This window comes from Ruegeria sp. AJ12, from assembly GCF_056536245.1.
On the sequence record NZ_JBQFJJ010000001.1, the window covers coordinates 1,302,275 to 1,318,846 of the forward strand.

14 protein-coding genes are annotated in these 16,572 nt (G+C 56.8%); 1 reads left to right on the forward strand and 13 read right to left on the reverse strand.

Features of this window, described 5'->3' with window-relative positions:
• Nucleotides 1-8 precede the first annotated feature (8 nt).
• The 8 genes from ACR3E0_RS06585 to ACR3E0_RS06620 all read right to left on the reverse strand — a co-directional run bounded on the left by ACR3E0_RS06585 (nt 9) and on the right by ACR3E0_RS06620 (nt 8,160).
• Nucleotides 9-977, reverse strand: a complete 969-nt coding sequence (locus tag ACR3E0_RS06585) for a type II secretion system F family protein (protein WP_480477338.1) — start codon at nt 975-977, stop codon at nt 9-11.
• An 11-nt stretch (nt 978-988) separates the two neighbouring features.
• Nucleotides 989-2,428: a TadA family conjugal transfer-associated ATPase gene (locus ACR3E0_RS06590; protein ID WP_480477340.1), complete on the reverse strand. Its 1,440-nt coding sequence runs from the start codon at nt 2,426-2,428 to the stop codon at nt 989-991.
• Between the two features lie 23 nt (nt 2,429-2,451).
• Nucleotides 2,452-3,687: a CpaE/TadZ family protein gene (locus ACR3E0_RS06595; RefSeq protein ID WP_480477342.1), complete on the reverse strand. Its 1,236-nt coding sequence runs from the start codon at nt 3,685-3,687 to the stop codon at nt 2,452-2,454.
• A gap of 200 nt (nt 3,688-3,887) precedes the next feature.
• Complete coding sequence (locus ACR3E0_RS06600; protein WP_480477344.1) at nt 3,888-4,511, reverse strand: OmpA family protein; 624 nt, start codon at nt 4,509-4,511, stop codon at nt 3,888-3,890.
• 17 nt (nt 4,512-4,528) lie between these two features.
• Nucleotides 4,529-5,935: a type II and III secretion system protein family protein gene (locus tag ACR3E0_RS06605; RefSeq protein WP_480480961.1), complete on the reverse strand. Its 1,407-nt coding sequence runs from the start codon at nt 5,933-5,935 to the stop codon at nt 4,529-4,531.
• A 194-nt stretch (nt 5,936-6,129) separates the two neighbouring features.
• On the reverse strand, nt 6,130-7,014 hold the full coding sequence (gene cpaB, locus ACR3E0_RS06610) for a Flp pilus assembly protein CpaB (RefSeq protein ID WP_480477346.1): 885 nt from the start codon (nt 7,012-7,014) through the stop codon (nt 6,130-6,132).
• Nucleotides 7,015-7,304: 290 nt separating this feature from the next.
• On the reverse strand, nt 7,305-7,547 hold the full coding sequence (locus tag ACR3E0_RS06615) for a hypothetical protein (protein WP_480477348.1): 243 nt from the start codon (nt 7,545-7,547) through the stop codon (nt 7,305-7,307).
• Between the two features lie 376 nt (nt 7,548-7,923).
• A complete protein-coding gene (locus ACR3E0_RS06620; RefSeq protein ID WP_480477350.1) occupies nt 7,924-8,160 on the reverse strand; it encodes a Flp family type IVb pilin in 237 nt (78 codons plus the stop codon).
• A gap of 354 nt (nt 8,161-8,514) precedes the next feature.
• Here ACR3E0_RS06620 and ACR3E0_RS06625 point away from each other — a divergent pair, with 354 nt between their 5' ends.
• On the forward strand, nt 8,515-9,381 hold the full coding sequence (locus tag ACR3E0_RS06625; protein WP_480477352.1) for a lytic transglycosylase domain-containing protein: 867 nt from the start codon (nt 8,515-8,517) through the stop codon (nt 9,379-9,381).
• A 46-nt stretch (nt 9,382-9,427) separates the two neighbouring features.
• On the opposite strand, the gene ACR3E0_RS06630 is transcribed toward ACR3E0_RS06625, so the two are convergent.
• The 5 genes from ACR3E0_RS06630 to tldD form a co-directional block, all read right to left on the reverse strand.
• Nucleotides 9,428-10,054, reverse strand: coding sequence for a CoA transferase subunit B (locus ACR3E0_RS06630; RefSeq protein WP_480477354.1), 627 nt, complete (start codon nt 10,052-10,054; stop codon nt 9,428-9,430).
• Nucleotides 10,054-10,758: a CoA transferase subunit A gene (locus ACR3E0_RS06635; RefSeq protein WP_480477356.1), complete on the reverse strand. Its 705-nt coding sequence runs from the start codon at nt 10,756-10,758 to the stop codon at nt 10,054-10,056. The genes ACR3E0_RS06630 and ACR3E0_RS06635 overlap by 1 nt, the downstream gene beginning before the upstream one ends.
• Nucleotides 10,759-10,880: 122 nt before the next feature.
• Nucleotides 10,881-13,517: a type I DNA topoisomerase gene (gene topA, locus ACR3E0_RS06640; RefSeq protein ID WP_480477358.1), complete on the reverse strand. Its 2,637-nt coding sequence runs from the start codon at nt 13,515-13,517 to the stop codon at nt 10,881-10,883.
• A gap of 184 nt (nt 13,518-13,701) precedes the next feature.
• Entirely contained in the window at nt 13,702-14,850 is a 1,149-nt protein-coding gene (dprA, locus tag ACR3E0_RS06645) for a DNA-processing protein DprA (RefSeq protein ID WP_480477360.1), read from the reverse strand.
• Between the two features lie 239 nt (nt 14,851-15,089).
• Entirely contained in the window at nt 15,090-16,511 is a 1,422-nt protein-coding gene (gene tldD, locus ACR3E0_RS06650) for a metalloprotease TldD (RefSeq protein WP_480477362.1), read from the reverse strand.
• Nucleotides 16,512-16,572 lie beyond the last annotated feature (61 nt).

The following is a 16,572-nucleotide window of genomic DNA, read 5'->3' on the forward strand; positions in this document are numbered from 1 at the left end:
ATGTACCCTCAGACCTTAATATTTGTGATGATCTTCATGACGATCAGGTTCAGGGTCAACATGATGCCAACAAAGAAACACATCGGAATGAACCACGGGTGATCCAGGACGTCGTCATAATATCCCGGATCCTTCACAAGAATGAAGGCCAGACAGGCCAGCGGAAAACCCGACAAAAACTTGCCGGACCATTGGGCTTCTGCGGTGATCGCTTTGACACGGCGGAACAACCGGAAGCGGGCACGAATAACCTGCGCCAAACCTGCCAGAATCTCAGCCAAGTTACCGCCTGATTGCTGCTGGATACCCACAGCAACGGCCAAAAAGCGCATATCCTGCATGTCGAGCCGTTCGGCCATGTCCTTGAGCGCCTCTCCGACATCGCGGCCATAGGCGCATTCGTCGGCAATCACGCCGAACTCAGTTCCCAATGGGTCTTGCACTTCGTTTGCAACGACCTGAACCGTTGACACGAATGGGTTCCCCACGCGCAAAGACCGGACCATAAGTTCAACAGCCTCAGGCAATTGCTCTTCAATCATGCCCATGCGCTTTTTTGCCTTGTGGTTGACCCAGGCGTAAACGCCGCCAACCCCAATCGCGATTGATAACGCAATCCGAAGGACGGTATCGGTCGCGGTACCAATGCTCAGCCCCATAAACGCGACAGCAGAGACGAGGCACATAATCATGATCAATTGTCTCGGTGAAAACGCGATCGCGGCTTTCTGTGCTTTATCCGCCAGCAGGGAATAGAGCGGGATGCTCTGCGAATTCATGTGCTGCTGCATTTCCTTGCGCAGTTGCTCCAGAACTTGCTCGCGGCCGACACCCTTATCAAGCATGTCGAGGCGCCGGTTGACCCGGCTGTTCAGGCTGATGGATTTGCCAAAGGCAACGAGATAAATGCCCTCGACCAAGGCCAGGACCCCTACGAAAATGGCGACATAGATAAGCGCCTCGATCGGCAGTTGCATATCCGTATCTCCTACATTGTCGTTGGGTCGTAGATGGATGCCGGCAGGTCAAAGCCCCACAGGCGGAACCGCTCCGAGTAGTGGCTGCGCACGCCTGTCGCCGTAAAGTGACCGATGATCTTGTTGTCCGGAGTCAGGCCAACGCGTTGAAACCGAAAGATTTCCTGCATGGAAATCACGTCACCTTCCATGCCCGTGATCTCTGTGATCGAGGTCATGCGGCGCGAACCATCCTGCAAACGGCTGGCCTGAACAAGCAGGTTCACAGCCGATGAGATCTGGCTGCGCACCGCCTTGATCGGCATCTCGATCCCCGCCATCGCGATCATGTTTTCCAGACGTGAGATCCCGTCCCGGGCAGAGTTGGCGTGGATCGTAGTCATCGATCCATCGTGACCGGTGTTCATCGCCTGAAGCATATCGATAACCTCAGCGCCCCGTGTCTCACCCACGATGATGCGGTCCGGACGCATACGCAGGGCGTTTTTCAGACAGTCGCGCGGGCTGACCTCGCCTTTGCCTTCCACGTTGGGCGGGCGGCTTTCCATGCGGCCCACATGAGTCTGCTGCAACTGAAGTTCCGCCGTATCCTCAATTGTCAGGATGCGTTCGGCGTCGTCAATAAAGCTGGATAGGGCATTCAGTGTGGTCGTTTTACCGGAGCCCGTACCGCCAGAGACGATGATGTTCAGGCGTGTGGAGACAGCGGCCTGAAGGTAGGCGGCCATTTCTTCCGTAAAAGCACCAAAATTGACGAGGTCATCGATGCCCAGCTTGTCCTTTTTGAACTTACGAATTGAGACCAGCGAGCCATCGACCGCAATGGGCGGCACCATTGCGTTGAAACGCGACCCATCCGCCAGACGGGCGTCCACGTAAGGGTTTGATTCATCGACGCGACGACCGACGGCGGACACGATCTTGTCGATGATCCGCATAAGGTGCTTTTCGTCCTTGAAGGTGATGTCGCTGATTTCCAGCTTGCCTTCGCGTTCCACAAAGATCTGCTGCGGCCCGTTCACAAGGATATCGTTGACACTTTCATCACGCAGCAAGGTTTCCAGCGGGCCAAGGCCGGTTACCTCATCATACAATTCCTTGTTCAGCTGGGACCGGTCTTCGCGATTCAGGACGATGTTCTTGGCTTCCAAAACCTCACTGGCGATTGCGCTGATCTCGGCGCGCAGTTCAGCTTCCTCGGCGTTTTCCAAGGCGCCAAGGTTGAGATTTTCGAGCAACTCGCGGTGCAATTCGATCTTGATCTCACCAAGACGCTCCTTGCGCTTGCGATCACGATCCGAACCGGCGACTTCGGCACCTTTTTTTTGCAAAGGTTTGCGTGCCACAGCGTTGGCGGTCGGAGCTGTTGTCGCGGTTGCTACTGCCTCCGGGGCTTTGGCCGGAGTTTGCACCGGCTGTGCGTCAGTTTGTTTTTTGTATCTCGAAAACACGGCGTTTCCCCCTCGGGACTACGTTACGCAGCTTCGGCGCTGCTGCTGCCCAGGCTGTGAAGCGACTTGGCAAGTTTCGCGATCTCGCGCCTTAGCGGGTTTTTTGCCGCCGAGTTGGCAAGCGGCAGACCATGATCACCGCTTTGCATCACGGGCTTGCCACCATCCGGCAATTGAAGATCAATCGAGATGCCCAGACTTTCACCCATGCGTTTGACACGGCTCTTGCCGTTCAGATCGGTGAACTTGGGGGCCCGATTCAAAGCAAATCGGAGTTTGTTGAACGGAAGTTCTTCGGCCTGCAGCGCGCGTTTCAGGCGCAATGCGTTTTGGGCGGAGCGCATATCCAGTTCAATCATGGCGAAATACACATGCGCGGCCTGCAAAACCGTTTCCGACCACAATACGAGTGTTTTGGGCATGTCGACCACGACATAGTCGAAGTGTTTGCGCGCCGTATCAATCACCCGCTGAATGTCTTCTGGCGTAATTAGGTCCAGTGGCACCATATCCGAGGGCGCAGTTAGAACATGCAGTTTTTCTTCAAAGTTTTGAAGAGCTTGTGAAAAAACATCGTCATCCATGGATGCGGTGTCCGATAACATCTCGAACACTGTCTCACGCCGTGGCAGGTCCAGATATGTCGAAACCGTGCCGTATTGCAAGTCGAGGTCGATCAAGCACACCGAGGGCGCGTCTTTGTCCGACACGTTTGCAAGCTCCCATGCAAGGTTGACCGCCATCGTGGTGGAGCCGACACCACCGGCCAAACCCTGGACTACGAACATCGCACCTTCTTTTGATCCCCCCGTCGCCAGCGGCGCGGCAGATGTCTGGGCGGCAACAACCGGATCTGGCTGGTTCATCCGCTCAATTGCTTCCTGCAATTCACCTTCCGGAAGCGGGTAGGGGACAAACTCATCAGCGCCTTTGCGCAACAACTGATGCAGGGAGGCCGGCGTTACGTCTTCTGCGATCAGAACGACTTTGACTTTCTTGTCCTTAGCCTGGCTGATGATCTCGCCCATCAGGGAAAGATCTTCCTCGTCTTCGCCATCAATGGCCAAGGCCACAAACTGCAAAGATTCGGCCTCAGGCTGGCTAAAAAAGGCCAGTGCCTCTGCAAAACCGAGATCGCCCCAACGCTCACCCAGTGCAGTTTCCATGTCTTCGATCAAAAGGTCGAAGTTCTGCACGTCCCTACTGATCGTGCAGGCGAGGATAGCAGTATCGTTGTCTTGCGGTGTCGCACTGGTCATTAACACAATCCTCGTCGTGAGGGCTTGGCATATCATGTGAACGTTGAACGCCCGGGTTGATTTGCTGTTGCCCCTGTGCGGTCAATTCAGGCCGCAGGTCACCCTATTGTTCACAATGTTGCTTGAAAGTTGGGCGAGAATTTGGCGCAAAAGAACCAATTGTAGGGAAATGGGCGACGATGCCGCCCATTTCATATGTATTATTCAGTCGTGTCGGTCGCGCTTACTTCTTGGATCGCACTTTTGGTGGTCGCGCTTTCGACATATTCGCGATACACGATCTCTGCATACTTTCCGTCAAGCTGATTGGGCGCGCGATCCACAAATCCTGCGACTTCAGTCACAGTACGGCGGTTCCGGCGATCCCGATTCGGCGTTGCGACTAAAGGTCGGGTTTTTCCGAATGAAACGACTGCTTCGAGGCGAGAGCGTGAAATTCCCTGCTGTGAGAAAAACGCGACAACGGCCTGAGCACGACGCAATCCAAGGCTTTGGTTGTAGCTTGTGGAACCGACGGCGTCCGTATGACCATATACGCGAAACCGAGCCTCTGGGAACTGCTTGATCCAATCAGCTTGCTGCAGGAGTATCTGCTGGGCGGACGCATCCAGTTGGGAACTGTTGAATGCAAAGTTTATTTGGCTGGGCACTTCTGCAGCAAAACGTCGGCTCAGAATGTCCGCATATGTGAGTTCGCCGTTCATAACCTGCATGTTGTTCAGAGTCGCATTTCCGAACGTGCCTTGATCAATCTCGTAGCCGGCCTCTCGCGTGCAGGCGGCAACAGCGACCGAAAGACCCAGTGTGATGATCCACTTGTGCATTGGTCCTATCCTCCTAATCAATCTAGGACGTAGCCGTAGGAACTGCCGAAGTCTTGCTTGGCAACTTCGGAGGCTCCGCCAGCGCCGACACGTTCCGTACGTGCGACACGGCCGTTTACGAACAGATCAAACTCGCTTGGTGGCTTAACGCGATCAGTCGGCAACGCCAGCGCTTCGCCGCGTGTTGGAGATACCAGATGCGCAGTGATGATGATGATAAGTTCGCTTTGTTCTCGCTGGTATTGTGCGCTGCGGAACAAGGCGCCGATCACAGGGACGTCGCCCAACCAGGGAACCTGGTTGCTTAGGTCGGCAAAGTCGTCCTCGATCAAGCCAGCGATGGCAAAGCTCTCGCCGTCACGCAGCTCAACAGTGGTTTTGGTCTGGCGCGTAATAAAACTTGGAACCGTGTCACCATTGATTGTGAAGTTTGAACTGGTATCGATACTGGAAACAGCCGTGCCCAGTTCGAGATTGATCAAATCGCCATCAACAACGCGCGGAACAAAGTCTATCTCAACACCGAAGGCCTTGTACTCGATGGCAACCACGCCGTCATCCTGTGGAACGGGAATTGGAACCTCGCCACCTGCCAGGAAAGACGCTTCCTGCCCGGACAACGCCGAAAGGTTCGGCTCGGCCAAAGAGCGCGCAAGCCCCTTGGTTTCCAGAGCTTCCAGCAATAGACGCACTTGTGTGGAACCCGCACCAAAGCCGAACAGGATCGCTCCTGTGTTTGACTGCACTGTCGGAATATTGTTTGCAAGCGCATTGTTCAAAGCAAACTGGTTGTTCAACGTGTTGAAACCAGCGGTCACGTCACCGCCGCCAAAGCCAAGAGAGGCGGACAGGTTTTTGGCGACCGAGCGATTCATTTCTGCAAAGCGTACTTTGAGCATGACCTGTTGGACGCCACCTACGGACATTAAGTTCGACACGCGTTCCGGTGCGTATCGTTCCGCCAGTTCCAGCGCGCGGGCCAGCTTTGCTGAGCTCGATACCGTACCAGACAAAACAATGCCATCATTTGCCGTGCGAACTTCAATTTGCTCGTTCGGGAGAATTTGCCGCAAACGCTCTTTGAACTCCGTCACGTCAGGGGCAACCCGCACCCTAACATTGGCCAGCAAGTTGCCGGCGCCGTCGAACAGTGTCAGCGTGGTCAACCCCGGTGCTTTGCCTAATACATAGATTGTGCGGTCCGAAAGGGACGAAATATCGGCGATACCCGCATTTGCGATGCTGAGTTCTGCAAATGGTTGCTCGCTTTCTACAACGATCGCGCGATTCACTGGAACATCCAGTGTTTCCACCGTGCCCTTTTTTACCACGCGAAGAGTTTCGGCCCAGGCGGCATCGCCGACCGGGCCCACAACAAGCGACAACCCCAGCAGGGTTGCGCTGATCCAGGAACGTATTGTCATGTGACCTGCCTCTCCGATCACGCCTCGTTTTTTTGGGTCTTCTGCCCTATAGTGTTAGAGAGTGCGCGAATTCCGAATTTATTGCAATAATCAATGGTTTCTGGAATTTTCCTTATGTGGATAATCAGCAACATACCAAACGAAGGAGCCGCGCCCTTGGCGCGGCTCCAAACTTGTAACATACTGAATTGACGTCAGTTTGTGCAGGGGATTTCAGTTGTCACGATCTCTCCACCGCGACGCGTGCGAATTGTGCAGACCGGCTCCGCAGCTTGAACAGGCGCAGGTGCGACCTCTTCGATGCCCAGCAGTGTTTTCTGATCAATCTCGATTGTCGTGGACGCGACCGTATCATCATTCACACCGACCAAGGCGAGGGAAAGGCGCCCGGTGTTTTGTGCCTGCGCCAGAGCTAGGACTTGTTCAGGTGTGACCGCCACGGTGACAGTTCGGGCGATCGTCGCGCCGGTAACATCGCTGCCAGCAATCTGATCAACCGCTATCAGCCTGATATTGGTTTGAATCAAACGTGTTATCTCGCCATTGGCTCCTTCTGTCGCCCCCCTTCGTGTGCCTGTCCAGTAGACGTCAACATCGTCCCCGGGCCGCAAAAAGCCGGACACGCCGGTCGCCACATCAACGCTAATGGCGTATGCCCGCATCCCTTTCTCGAGACGAGACGTCAAACCAGCTGCCTCACCGGGCTCGGTGACTTTGACACGCATAACCGCTTCGTCCTTTTCCATCGCCCTCAGAATGTAGCGATCTTGGTCACCTGTTTCCGGGAAAAGAACTGTCATGTCGGTAAAGCTGCCCTCCGGGATCGCGTTTTCAGGCCAGTCGACAAGCCGCACATCTTCTGTTGTCAGCTTTTCGCCATACTGCAGGGTGCGCGCAGACACGATGACGCCTACTGTAGGAATCACTTCCACGTTTGCGTTCGCCAATGCCTCTTGGGCTGCCTGTCGTTCGCGCGCCAATTCAGCTTGATATGCTGAGATGTAGTTGCGCGCCATATAGACCGCACCTCCAGCCAGCGCGATCCCGACGAGAAGGACAAGTCCAAAAACTGCTCGCATCTAGGCACCTCTTTGGTTTCTTTGGTCGGACGTTCTGGCGACCAATGCGTACTGATAAAACAGCATATCTTCTAAGAGGAAATTGTGTCGAAAAGTTGGACAAAAGTTTTTTTTTGAGAGGATCTGATGATGTTTCGGCAACGTGGCTCTTGATCGATGCAAGGGAGACGGATTCTCGATTCGGCATACATTTTTTTGTAAGATAGGTGATGGTCGCTGAAAAAAGGGCTCCCATTTTCGTGGAAGCCCTGCAATCCAAATACCAAAGTGAAGGTGCCGTAGCAGAAAGGCTAGTTCCCGCCGCCCGCGGTGCCAGCCGAAGTGAAGCCGCCGCTTGCGCCGCTGCTGGTTCCCGTGCTGACGGTTGAACTGCTCAGTGCTGAGTTGACATTGCCACCCATTCCGACTGCGCCGGTTTGGATGGCAAAAAAGAGCAATGTAGCAAGCCCGATAATCAAAGCAGTCAAAACAACCCAGTCCACCGTGACGGCGCCGTCTTCTGACACTCGGAAGGTTTTAAAGAACCGTGTCATGTTGTGCCTTTCTAGCAGACCATCGTCAGGTAGCGCCTGACGAAGTATTGAAGTTAAACCCGCGTACTCCCCGTAGCGCGCTGTGATCTTTTCTAATGAAGCGGGATGGCGGGAATTTGGCAAAACATTGATTTATATGCGGTAAAAACGAAATAGCGGGAACAATTTGCTCCGCTGAATGGCTTTTGTTTTGATAGATAATTGCGAGCAATGCTGTTGTTATGCGCGTTCAACAGCGATTGGCGTCGTTGCCTAGACTTTAGTGTAAGTTCCGCGTTTAAATCGCGAGATTTTAAGATTTCGACCAACAAGAAAAGCCGCACCCATTTCTTGGGTGCGGCTTCGCTTCTGATGTAGAAGAATTTGCTCAGGGCAATTAGCCGCCGTTCGTGCCGGCCGCGGTGATCCCACCTGCAGTACCGTTGGTGTCGCCGGTGCTGATGGTTGCGCCCGACAGAGCGGTGTTCACGTCGGTCGCCAGACCAACTGCACCACCCGAAATCTGGGTGTAAGCCACGGTGCCCAGGCCGATGACTGCTGCGGTCAGAACAACCCAGTCAACTGTTACCGCACCGTCTTCGTCTTTGCGGAAGTTCTTGATGAACTTGATCATGTTACGTCCCTCCTAAAGGATCTAAAAAAGTCTGTTAAACCTCGGCGTCTTACAGAGCTTTCTCTCTCAGTCCGCTCCCGACCGTCTCGGTATGGCACTATGTTTGCCCTTTGCGCGTGGCAGGAATTGGGCCAAAGGGCATTTTTTTTCCCTTCGGCTTAACTTTTTCGGAAATTTTTTTACAACCAACTGAAAGTAAAGAAAAAAATTTTCGATTTTGGTTAACGCCAGATGGCCGAGCGATGCATATTTGCGCCAAATGAGGCGAAATCGCCCCATTTCGCTTTGTTTTTCTGGCCTTGCGGGAAGATTCGGGGTTCAAATCGCCTAAAACGAATACATGAGGCAGGCAAAATGAATCTCCGGGTCGCAATAGGATGCGCCGGTGTGTTGGTGTTTCTCGCAGCAGGGATCGCGCCAGCAGCCGCGACCGAGGTGGAGCCGCGTGGCGTTTACAAACGGATCAAGGCACCAAAGCCGGGTGAGCGTCCGCGCGGGATCGTACAAATCTCACCCGAGGAACACGCCGCAAACCCGTCCGCTCCAAGCACAGGCAATGAGCTGGTTGTGCCCGAAATCATTGCGCGTACGAAAGTGATGCCGCCGCCGGTTCCTGGGTCGGCCCCGAAAGGTGCGGTAAAGGGATCTTACAAGGCCTTCTGGGACAGGATTTCGCCGGAGCTTGCACAAGCGGGTGCCGGACGGTTGGACGCTGCGATCAACGCACTGGCAGCGACCAGCGTTTCTTCGCCACGGCTCCAGACCCTGCAGAACATCGCGCAACGACAAGGCGTGGACATCCTGCGTTCGACCGTTGACACCAATGTCTCCCCAGCCCTGGTTCTTGCGGTGATCGCGGTGGAATCCGCCGGGCGGGTGGACGCAGTCAGTTCAGCGGGCGCGCAGGGTCTTATGCAATTGATGCCGGCCACGGCAGAACGTTTCGGTGTTCAGGACAGCCTGCAGCCGGCTCAAAACATCGCCGGGGGCGTGAAGTACCTTAACTGGCTTATGGAAGAGTTCGGACATGATCCGATTTTGGTGCTGGCCGGATACAATGCAGGGGAGGGGGCCGTGCGCAAGCACAGCGGCGTGCCGCCTTATGCAGAAACCCGGGATTATGTGCCCAAGGTCCTTGCGGCGTTTCAGATCGCGCGCGCTTTGTGCGCGACACCGCCTGACCTGATATCGGATGGATGCGTGTTTCAGACGCTGAACTGAAAAGGACCCGCCAAGATCTGGCGGGTCCTTTGATCTGATCAAGCGCTCAGTTGACGATCTTTGCTTCGGTCGCGGCGCGTATCTCGTCTTCGGTGACGCCTTCGGCGATCTCGACGATCTTCAGACCGCCGTCGACAACGTCCAGTACACCCAGGTTTGTGATGATGCGGTCCACCACCTGTTTTCCGGTAAGAGGCAGGGTGCACTTTTTCAGAAGCTTTGATTTGCCGTGTTTGTTGGTGTGATCCATCACAACGATCACACGGCCAACGCCAGCGACCAGATCCATGGCGCCGCCCATACCTTTGACCAGTACGCCGGGGATCATCCAGTTGGCCAGATCACCTTCTTCATCGACCTCCATCGCGCCCAGTACGGCCGCGGCAATCTTGCCACCCCGGATCATGGCAAACGACGTTGCACTGTCAAAATAGGCCGTACGGGACAATTCTGTGATCGTCTGCTTGCCGGCGTTAATCAGGTCCGGGTCTTCCTCACCTTCATAAGGGAAGGGACCCATGCCCAGCATACCGTTCTCGGATTGCAGGGTGATGTCCTTGTCGCCCACATAGTTCGCCACCAGCGTCGGAATGCCGATGCCGAGGTTCACATACATGCCGTCTTCAAGTTCCTGTGCCGCGCGTGCGGCCATCTGATTGCGGTCCCAGGGCATTATGCGTCCTCCTTCTTGCGGGTGGTGCGCTGTTCGATGCGCTTTTCGTGCTCGCCCTGAATGATCCTATGGACGTAGATGCCGGGCAGGTGGATCGCGTCCGGATCCAGCGATCCTCGGGGAACGATTTCCTCAACCTCAGCCACACAGATTTTGCCGCAAGTCGCGGCTGGCACGTTGAAGTTGCGTGCCGTTTTGCGGAAAATCAGGTTGCCGGTGTCATCGGCCTTCCATGCCTTGACGATTGCAAGGTCAGCGAACAGACCCTCTTCCATGATATAGGTCTCGCCGTTGAAATCTTTGTGCTCTTTCCCTTCGGCGATCACAGTGCCCACGCCGGTTTTGGTGTAAAAGCCCGGAATGCCGGCACCACCGGCCCGCATCCGTTCTGCCAGAGTGCCCTGAGGATTGAATTCCAGTTCCAATTCGCCGCTCAGATATTGGCGCATGAATTCGGCGTTTTCACCGACATATGAGCTGATCATCTTTTTGACCTGCTTGGTCTGGAGCAGGATACCGATCCCGAAATCGTCCACACCGGCGTTGTTGGACGCGAAGGTCAGATCTTGTGTGCCAGCGTCCTTGATCGCGTCCAGCAGCAATTCGGGAATACCGCACAGGCCGAACCCGCCGGCTGCGATGAACATGCCGTCATGCAGCAGCCCATCAAGCGCCTCGGCGGCATTGGCATAGACTTTTTTCATGGAAAACTCCCCCAATGACATGGTGATGGGCAGGTTGTGCCGCTGCGTCACGGGGAAGTCAATGAAACCAAGGCTCAGTTGGTATTTCTACCTATGGAATCCCAGCGTTCCAGTACCGGCCATTAGCTGGCGGCCTTTTTAGCTGTCGCTTTCTTCTTGGGTGCGGCTTTTCGCTTGGTTCCCTTCTTCGCGGCCTTTTCATTGGCCAGCGCAACCGCCATTTCCAGGGTCACATCCTCGGGGTTGATGTCCTTGGGCAGCGTTGCGTTAACCTTTTCCCATTTCACATAGGGGCCATAGCGCCCGTCCAGCACCTGAATTGCGCCGCCATCGGGGTGTTCCCCAAGGGCCTTCAGTGGTTTGGCCGCCGCCTGACCGCGCCGTCCCGGGTTTGCCCGCTTTTCGGCGAGCACCTCGACCGCCCGGTTCATCCCGATTTCGAACACGTCGTTGGGATCTTTCAGGTTTGCATAAACCGGTTTGGCCTCATCGGGCAGTTGATGCATCAGGTAGGGTCCAAAGCGTCCAAAGTTGGAGGTGATCAGGCCACCTTCGGGATGTTCTCCAATCTGGCGCGGCAGGCTGAGCAGGGTCAGGGCCTTGTCCAGATCCATATCGTCCTTGCTCCAACCGCGCGGCAGTGAGGCGCGCGGCGGTTTCTTGTTCTCGGGTGTAGGCTCTCCCCGTTGCACATAGGGACCAAAACGTCCGGACTTCAGCCAGATCTCGTCACCGCCATCCTCCCCCAGCAGGCGTTCGTCACCTTCCGCACCCTCACCGGCGATCGGCCTTGTATAGGTGCATTCGGGATAGTTTCCACAGCCCACAAACCCGCCTGTACGCGAAGTTTTGAGATGCAGCCGTCCAACCCCGCACTTGGGGCAGATACGCGGATCCGATCCGTCCTCGCGCGGCGGATAGAGCTGTGGCGCCAGGGCCGCGTCCAGCTTGTCGAGCACTTCGGAGATGCGCAACTCGGACGTTTCGCCAATCGCTGCCGAGAAATCCCGCCAGAATTTGCCCAGCAAGTCCTTATAGTCGCGATCACCTGCGCTGACGTCATCCAACTCTTCTTCCAGGTTGGCCGTGAATTCATAGCCCACATACTGCCGGAAGAAATTCAGCAGAAAGATCGTGACGATCCGCCCCTTCTCTTCGGGGATCAGGCGGTTCTTGTCCTTGCGCACATATTCGCGATCCTGAATCGTCGTTACAATAGATGCGTATGTAGACGGCCGACCGATTCCCAGCTCTTCCATTCGCTTGACCAGGGTTGCCTCGGTATAGCGCGGCGGTGGCTGGGTATGGTGTTGCAGGGCAAGGACAGCTTCGTTCTCGGACAGAATGGCTTCTTTCGTGATTTTTCCATCGCCCGATGCGCTGCCGCTGGTTGCCTTGGCAAACTGATCCTTCAGGGAGGCTCTGGCAAACGGCGCCGGATCACCCTGTGTTATCTGGGGCAGACGCTTGTCGTCCTCGTCAACCACATCGTCACGGCCTTCCTCGTAGACGCGCATGAATCCGTCAAACATCACCACCTGTCCTGTTGCGCGGAGCCCGACCTGCCTGTCATCGCTGCCGATCTCAACTGTGGTGCGTTCCAACCGGGCGGCGGCCATCTGGCAGGCGATTGTGCGCTTCCAGATCAGATCATAGAGCTTGCGCTGATCCTCATCCGTTACCTTCAGGGCCTTGGCATCTCGCGTCATGTCCGTAGGGCGAATGCACTCGTGCGCCTCTTGCGCGTTCTTGGCCTTGTTCTTGTACATGCGGGGGCTGTCAGGCACGTATTGTGCGCCGTATCGGTCGGCAATCGCGTCGCGCGTGGCCGTGACGGCCTCGGGGGCCATGTCGATGCCGTCCGTCCGCATATAAGTGATGTAGCCAGCCTCGTAGAGCCGCTGCGCCACCTGCATGGCATGGCGTGCGCCCATTCCGAACTTGCGGCTGGCCTCCTGCTGCAGGGTTGAGGTCATGAACGGCGCGCTGGGATTGCGGGCAGCAGGTTTGGCCTCGACCGAGGTGACACTGAGCGCGCGGCTGGTGATCGCCTGCACGGCGAGTTCGGCCTGCGTCGCATTGGCCAGATCGTGTTTGTCGAGCTTCTTGCCCGCAAGGGTGACAAGGCGCGCCTCATAGTTCTGACCGCGAGGTGTTTCGAGCAGTGCCTTAACAGACCAGTATTCCACCGGCTTGAAGGCTTCGATTTCCATCTCGCGTTCGACGATCAGGCGCAGACAGACCGATTGCACGCGTCCCGCCGATTTCGCGCCTGGCAGCTTGCGCCATAATACCGGCGACAGGTTAAAGCCCACCAGATAATCCAGCGCACGGCGCGCCAGATAGGCTTCGACCAGAGGCATGTCCACTTCGCGCGGGTTCTGCATCGCCTCGGTTACGGCCTCTTTCGTGATCGCGTTGAATGTGACGCGGCTGACGGGCGTATCCTTCTTGATTGAGCGCCTTTTGGTCAGCGCCTCCTGCAAATGCCAGCTGATCGCCTCGCCCTCGCGATCCGGGTCGGTCGCGAGGATCAGCGCATTGTCGTCCTTCAGGGCGTCCGCAATCGCCTTGACGTGTTTGCGGCTGTCGTTTCCGACCTCCCACGTCATCGAAAACTCATGGTCCGGATCGACCGATCCGTCCTTGGGCGGCAGGTCCCGCACGTGGCCATATGAGGCCAAAACAGTGTAGTCTGAGCCAAGATACTTGTTGATCGTTTTTGCTTTGGCCGGAGATTCTACAACAACTACGGGCATTTAGGGGAAATCCTCGCTCGACGGGCTTTGCGCTTTGTATGGCGGTGCAAAATGTGTGCGGCAAGACGCAATTGTCAATGCGTTCCTTTTTCTCAGGGTATTTTGCGCAAAACTCTTGGACGGGTTGCGGAGATTGTCCGCGCAAGTCCTGTAATTACGAATCTACGGACGTGACAAGACCGCGTCAGGCTGAGAGGGACAACAATCCGCCCGGCTGTCTTTGAATTTTGCCGTCAAGTTCCAGATCCACAAGAACGGGGCCGATTTCCCCTGCCGTTGCGGCCACATCCCGTATCAGTTGATCTTCGGCAACCGGAGAAGGACCCAAACGGGACAGGATTTCCTGATGCAAGGCTGCGGCTGATGCGGCCTTGGGAGCCAGATTTGCAGGGTGCTGGTCGTTCGGTGTCGCGTCCTCGGTTTCCAACATGGTCGTCTGCCGCGGTGGCAGCGATTCAATCACGTCCTCGGCGGACCGAACCAGAGTTGCACCGTCACGGATCAGCAGATTGCATCCCGCTGCCCGGGCATCGAACGGATGACCGGGAACAGCCAGAACCTCGCGGCCCTGATCCAGAGCATCCCGGGCTGTGATCAGACTGCCGGATTTGGCAGCGGCCTCTACAACGATCACGGCCTGTGCAAGGCCCGAGATGATGCGGTTCCGTCGCGGAAAATGGCGCGCTTGCGGGGTTACACCCATTGGCTGTTCCGACAGGCGAAGACCTGTCTCCGCAATATTGCGGGCCAGGTCCGTGTTCTCCGCCGGATAGATCACGTCGACGCCACCTGCCAATACCGCCACGGTACCGGTTTCCAGCGCAGCGAGATGGGCCGACGTGTCAATGCCCCGCGCCAGACCTGACACCACAACGAACCTCTTTTCACCCAGTTCCCGGGCCAAACCCCGTGCCATTCTGGCCCCCAGGGACGAGCAGTTCCGCGCACCGACGATGGCGATCATCGGGCGGTTCAAGACGGTTGAATCTCCGATGGCCCACAGCAAAGGCGGCGCATCCGGCAGAGTGTTTAACGGGTCCGGAAAGTCGGCGGCCCCAAGGCACAAAAGCCGCGCATTGGCGGCTTTTGCGGCCTTGAGTTCCGCCTCAATCACGCCGGGCGGGCAGATTTCATACCCTTCAATTCCGGCAGCGCGTGCCATTTCAGGCAGCGCGGCCAGCGCGTTCTGCGCCGAGCCATGTTCGCGCAACAGGCGCCGGAACGTTGCCGGGCCAACCTTGCGCGAGCGCAACAGACGAAGCCAGGAAAACCGGTCCTCTTCCGTGGTGGGTGGGAGTGGGGGGTGATTGGAAGAAAGCTGCTCTTCAGTCATCCGATGCTCCGCCTGATTGCAGAACTGGTTTACGGGAGCCTGGGTTAACAGCCTGTGAATCTCAGAAAATTATACGCAATCTTTTCCAACTTCGGAAAAAGCGCCCCATTTAAGTGTCTGAAAATAATGCAAAAGCCTACAACTCGCAGAATGCGCCCCGCACAGTACACAGCGCAAAACAGCACCCCAGCCAAGCGGCAGATTAACCCAGTTCCCTAGCGTCGAGGACCTTTGGCGACTCAGGCGGCCGAGCCGCCAACCGTCAACCCGTCCATCAGCACTGTCGGCTGACCCACGCCCACCGGCACCCATTGCCCGTCTTTGCCGCAGGTGCCCATTCCCGGGTCCAGAGCCATGTCATTACCCAGCCCGCGAATGCGTTTCAGCGCCGAGGGGCCATCACCGATCAGTGTTGCTCCTTTGACAGGCGCGCCGATCTTGCCGTTTTCAACGCGATAGGCCTCGGTGCACGAAAACACGAACTTGCCATTGGTGATGTCGACCTGCCCGCCGCCAAAACCAACCGCCCAGATGCCATCCTTGATGTCAGCAACCAGCGCTTCCGGGTCCGCCTGTCCGCCCAGCATGACCGTGTTGGTCATGCGCGGCATCGGCTTGTGGGCATAGCTCTGACGCCGACCGTTGCCGGTGGGGGACACACCCATCAGGCGGGCGTTCTGGCGGTCCTGCATGTAACCGGTGAGAACGCCATCTTCGATCAGAACCGTCCGGGAACTGGGTGTGCCCTCGTCATCTACCGTGATCGACCCGCGCCGATCCGCGATGGTGCCGTCATCCACAACCGTGACACCCTTGGAGGCGATTTGTTGGCCCATCAGGCCTGCGAACGCAGAGCTGCCCTTGCGGTTGAAATCCCCTTCAAGCCCGTGACCGATGGCCTCGTGCAACAGGATGCCGGGCCAGCCGGGACCCAGGGCCACCTCCATGACGCCCGCCGGCGCGGGAACAGCGTCCAGGTTGACCAACGCGATCCGCAATGCTTCGCGCGCCTTGTCCTGCCAGTCGGCCGGGTCAATCAAACCGTCCAGCCCCACGCGGCCTCCACCCCCAGCCGAGCCACTTTCTCGGCGACCGTTTTGTTCGACGATCACCGAAACGTTCAGTCGCGTCATCGGACGGACATCGCGCACCAGCACGCCGTCCGGGCGTAAGATGTCCACTTCCTGCACAGAGGCTGCAATGGTGGCGCTGACCTGAACGACACGTGGGTCGAGGTCCCGGGCAAAGGCGTCAATTTCGCGCAGGGTTTCGACCTTGATCGGGAAACTGGCGGATTCGATCGGGTCTTCGTCTGTGTAAAGACGCGTGTTGGTGGCACGTGGCGCGTCAGACAGCGTACCGCCGCCGTCACCCACGGCAAGCCGCGCCGTTTCCGCCGCGCGTTTCAGTGCCGGAATCGAGACATCGGTCGAATGCGCATATCCGGCAACCTCACCCTGTACCGCCCGCAGTCCGAATCCCTCGGAGGCATCGTAGGATGCGGTACGCAGGCGTCCGTCATCAAACACCAGCGACTCGGATTTCCGCCGTTCGACAAACAGCTCTCCATCTTCGGCCCCGGCCGTTGCCGACTGCAAAACAGCCAGCGCCTCATCATGCGGAAGAGCGCTTTCAAATGGGCGAAACGGGGCTTGAGACATCGGTTGCGGCCTTTCGGGTTTGATCCAGATCAAAAACAGCGTCTGTTTGACGCAAGAATTT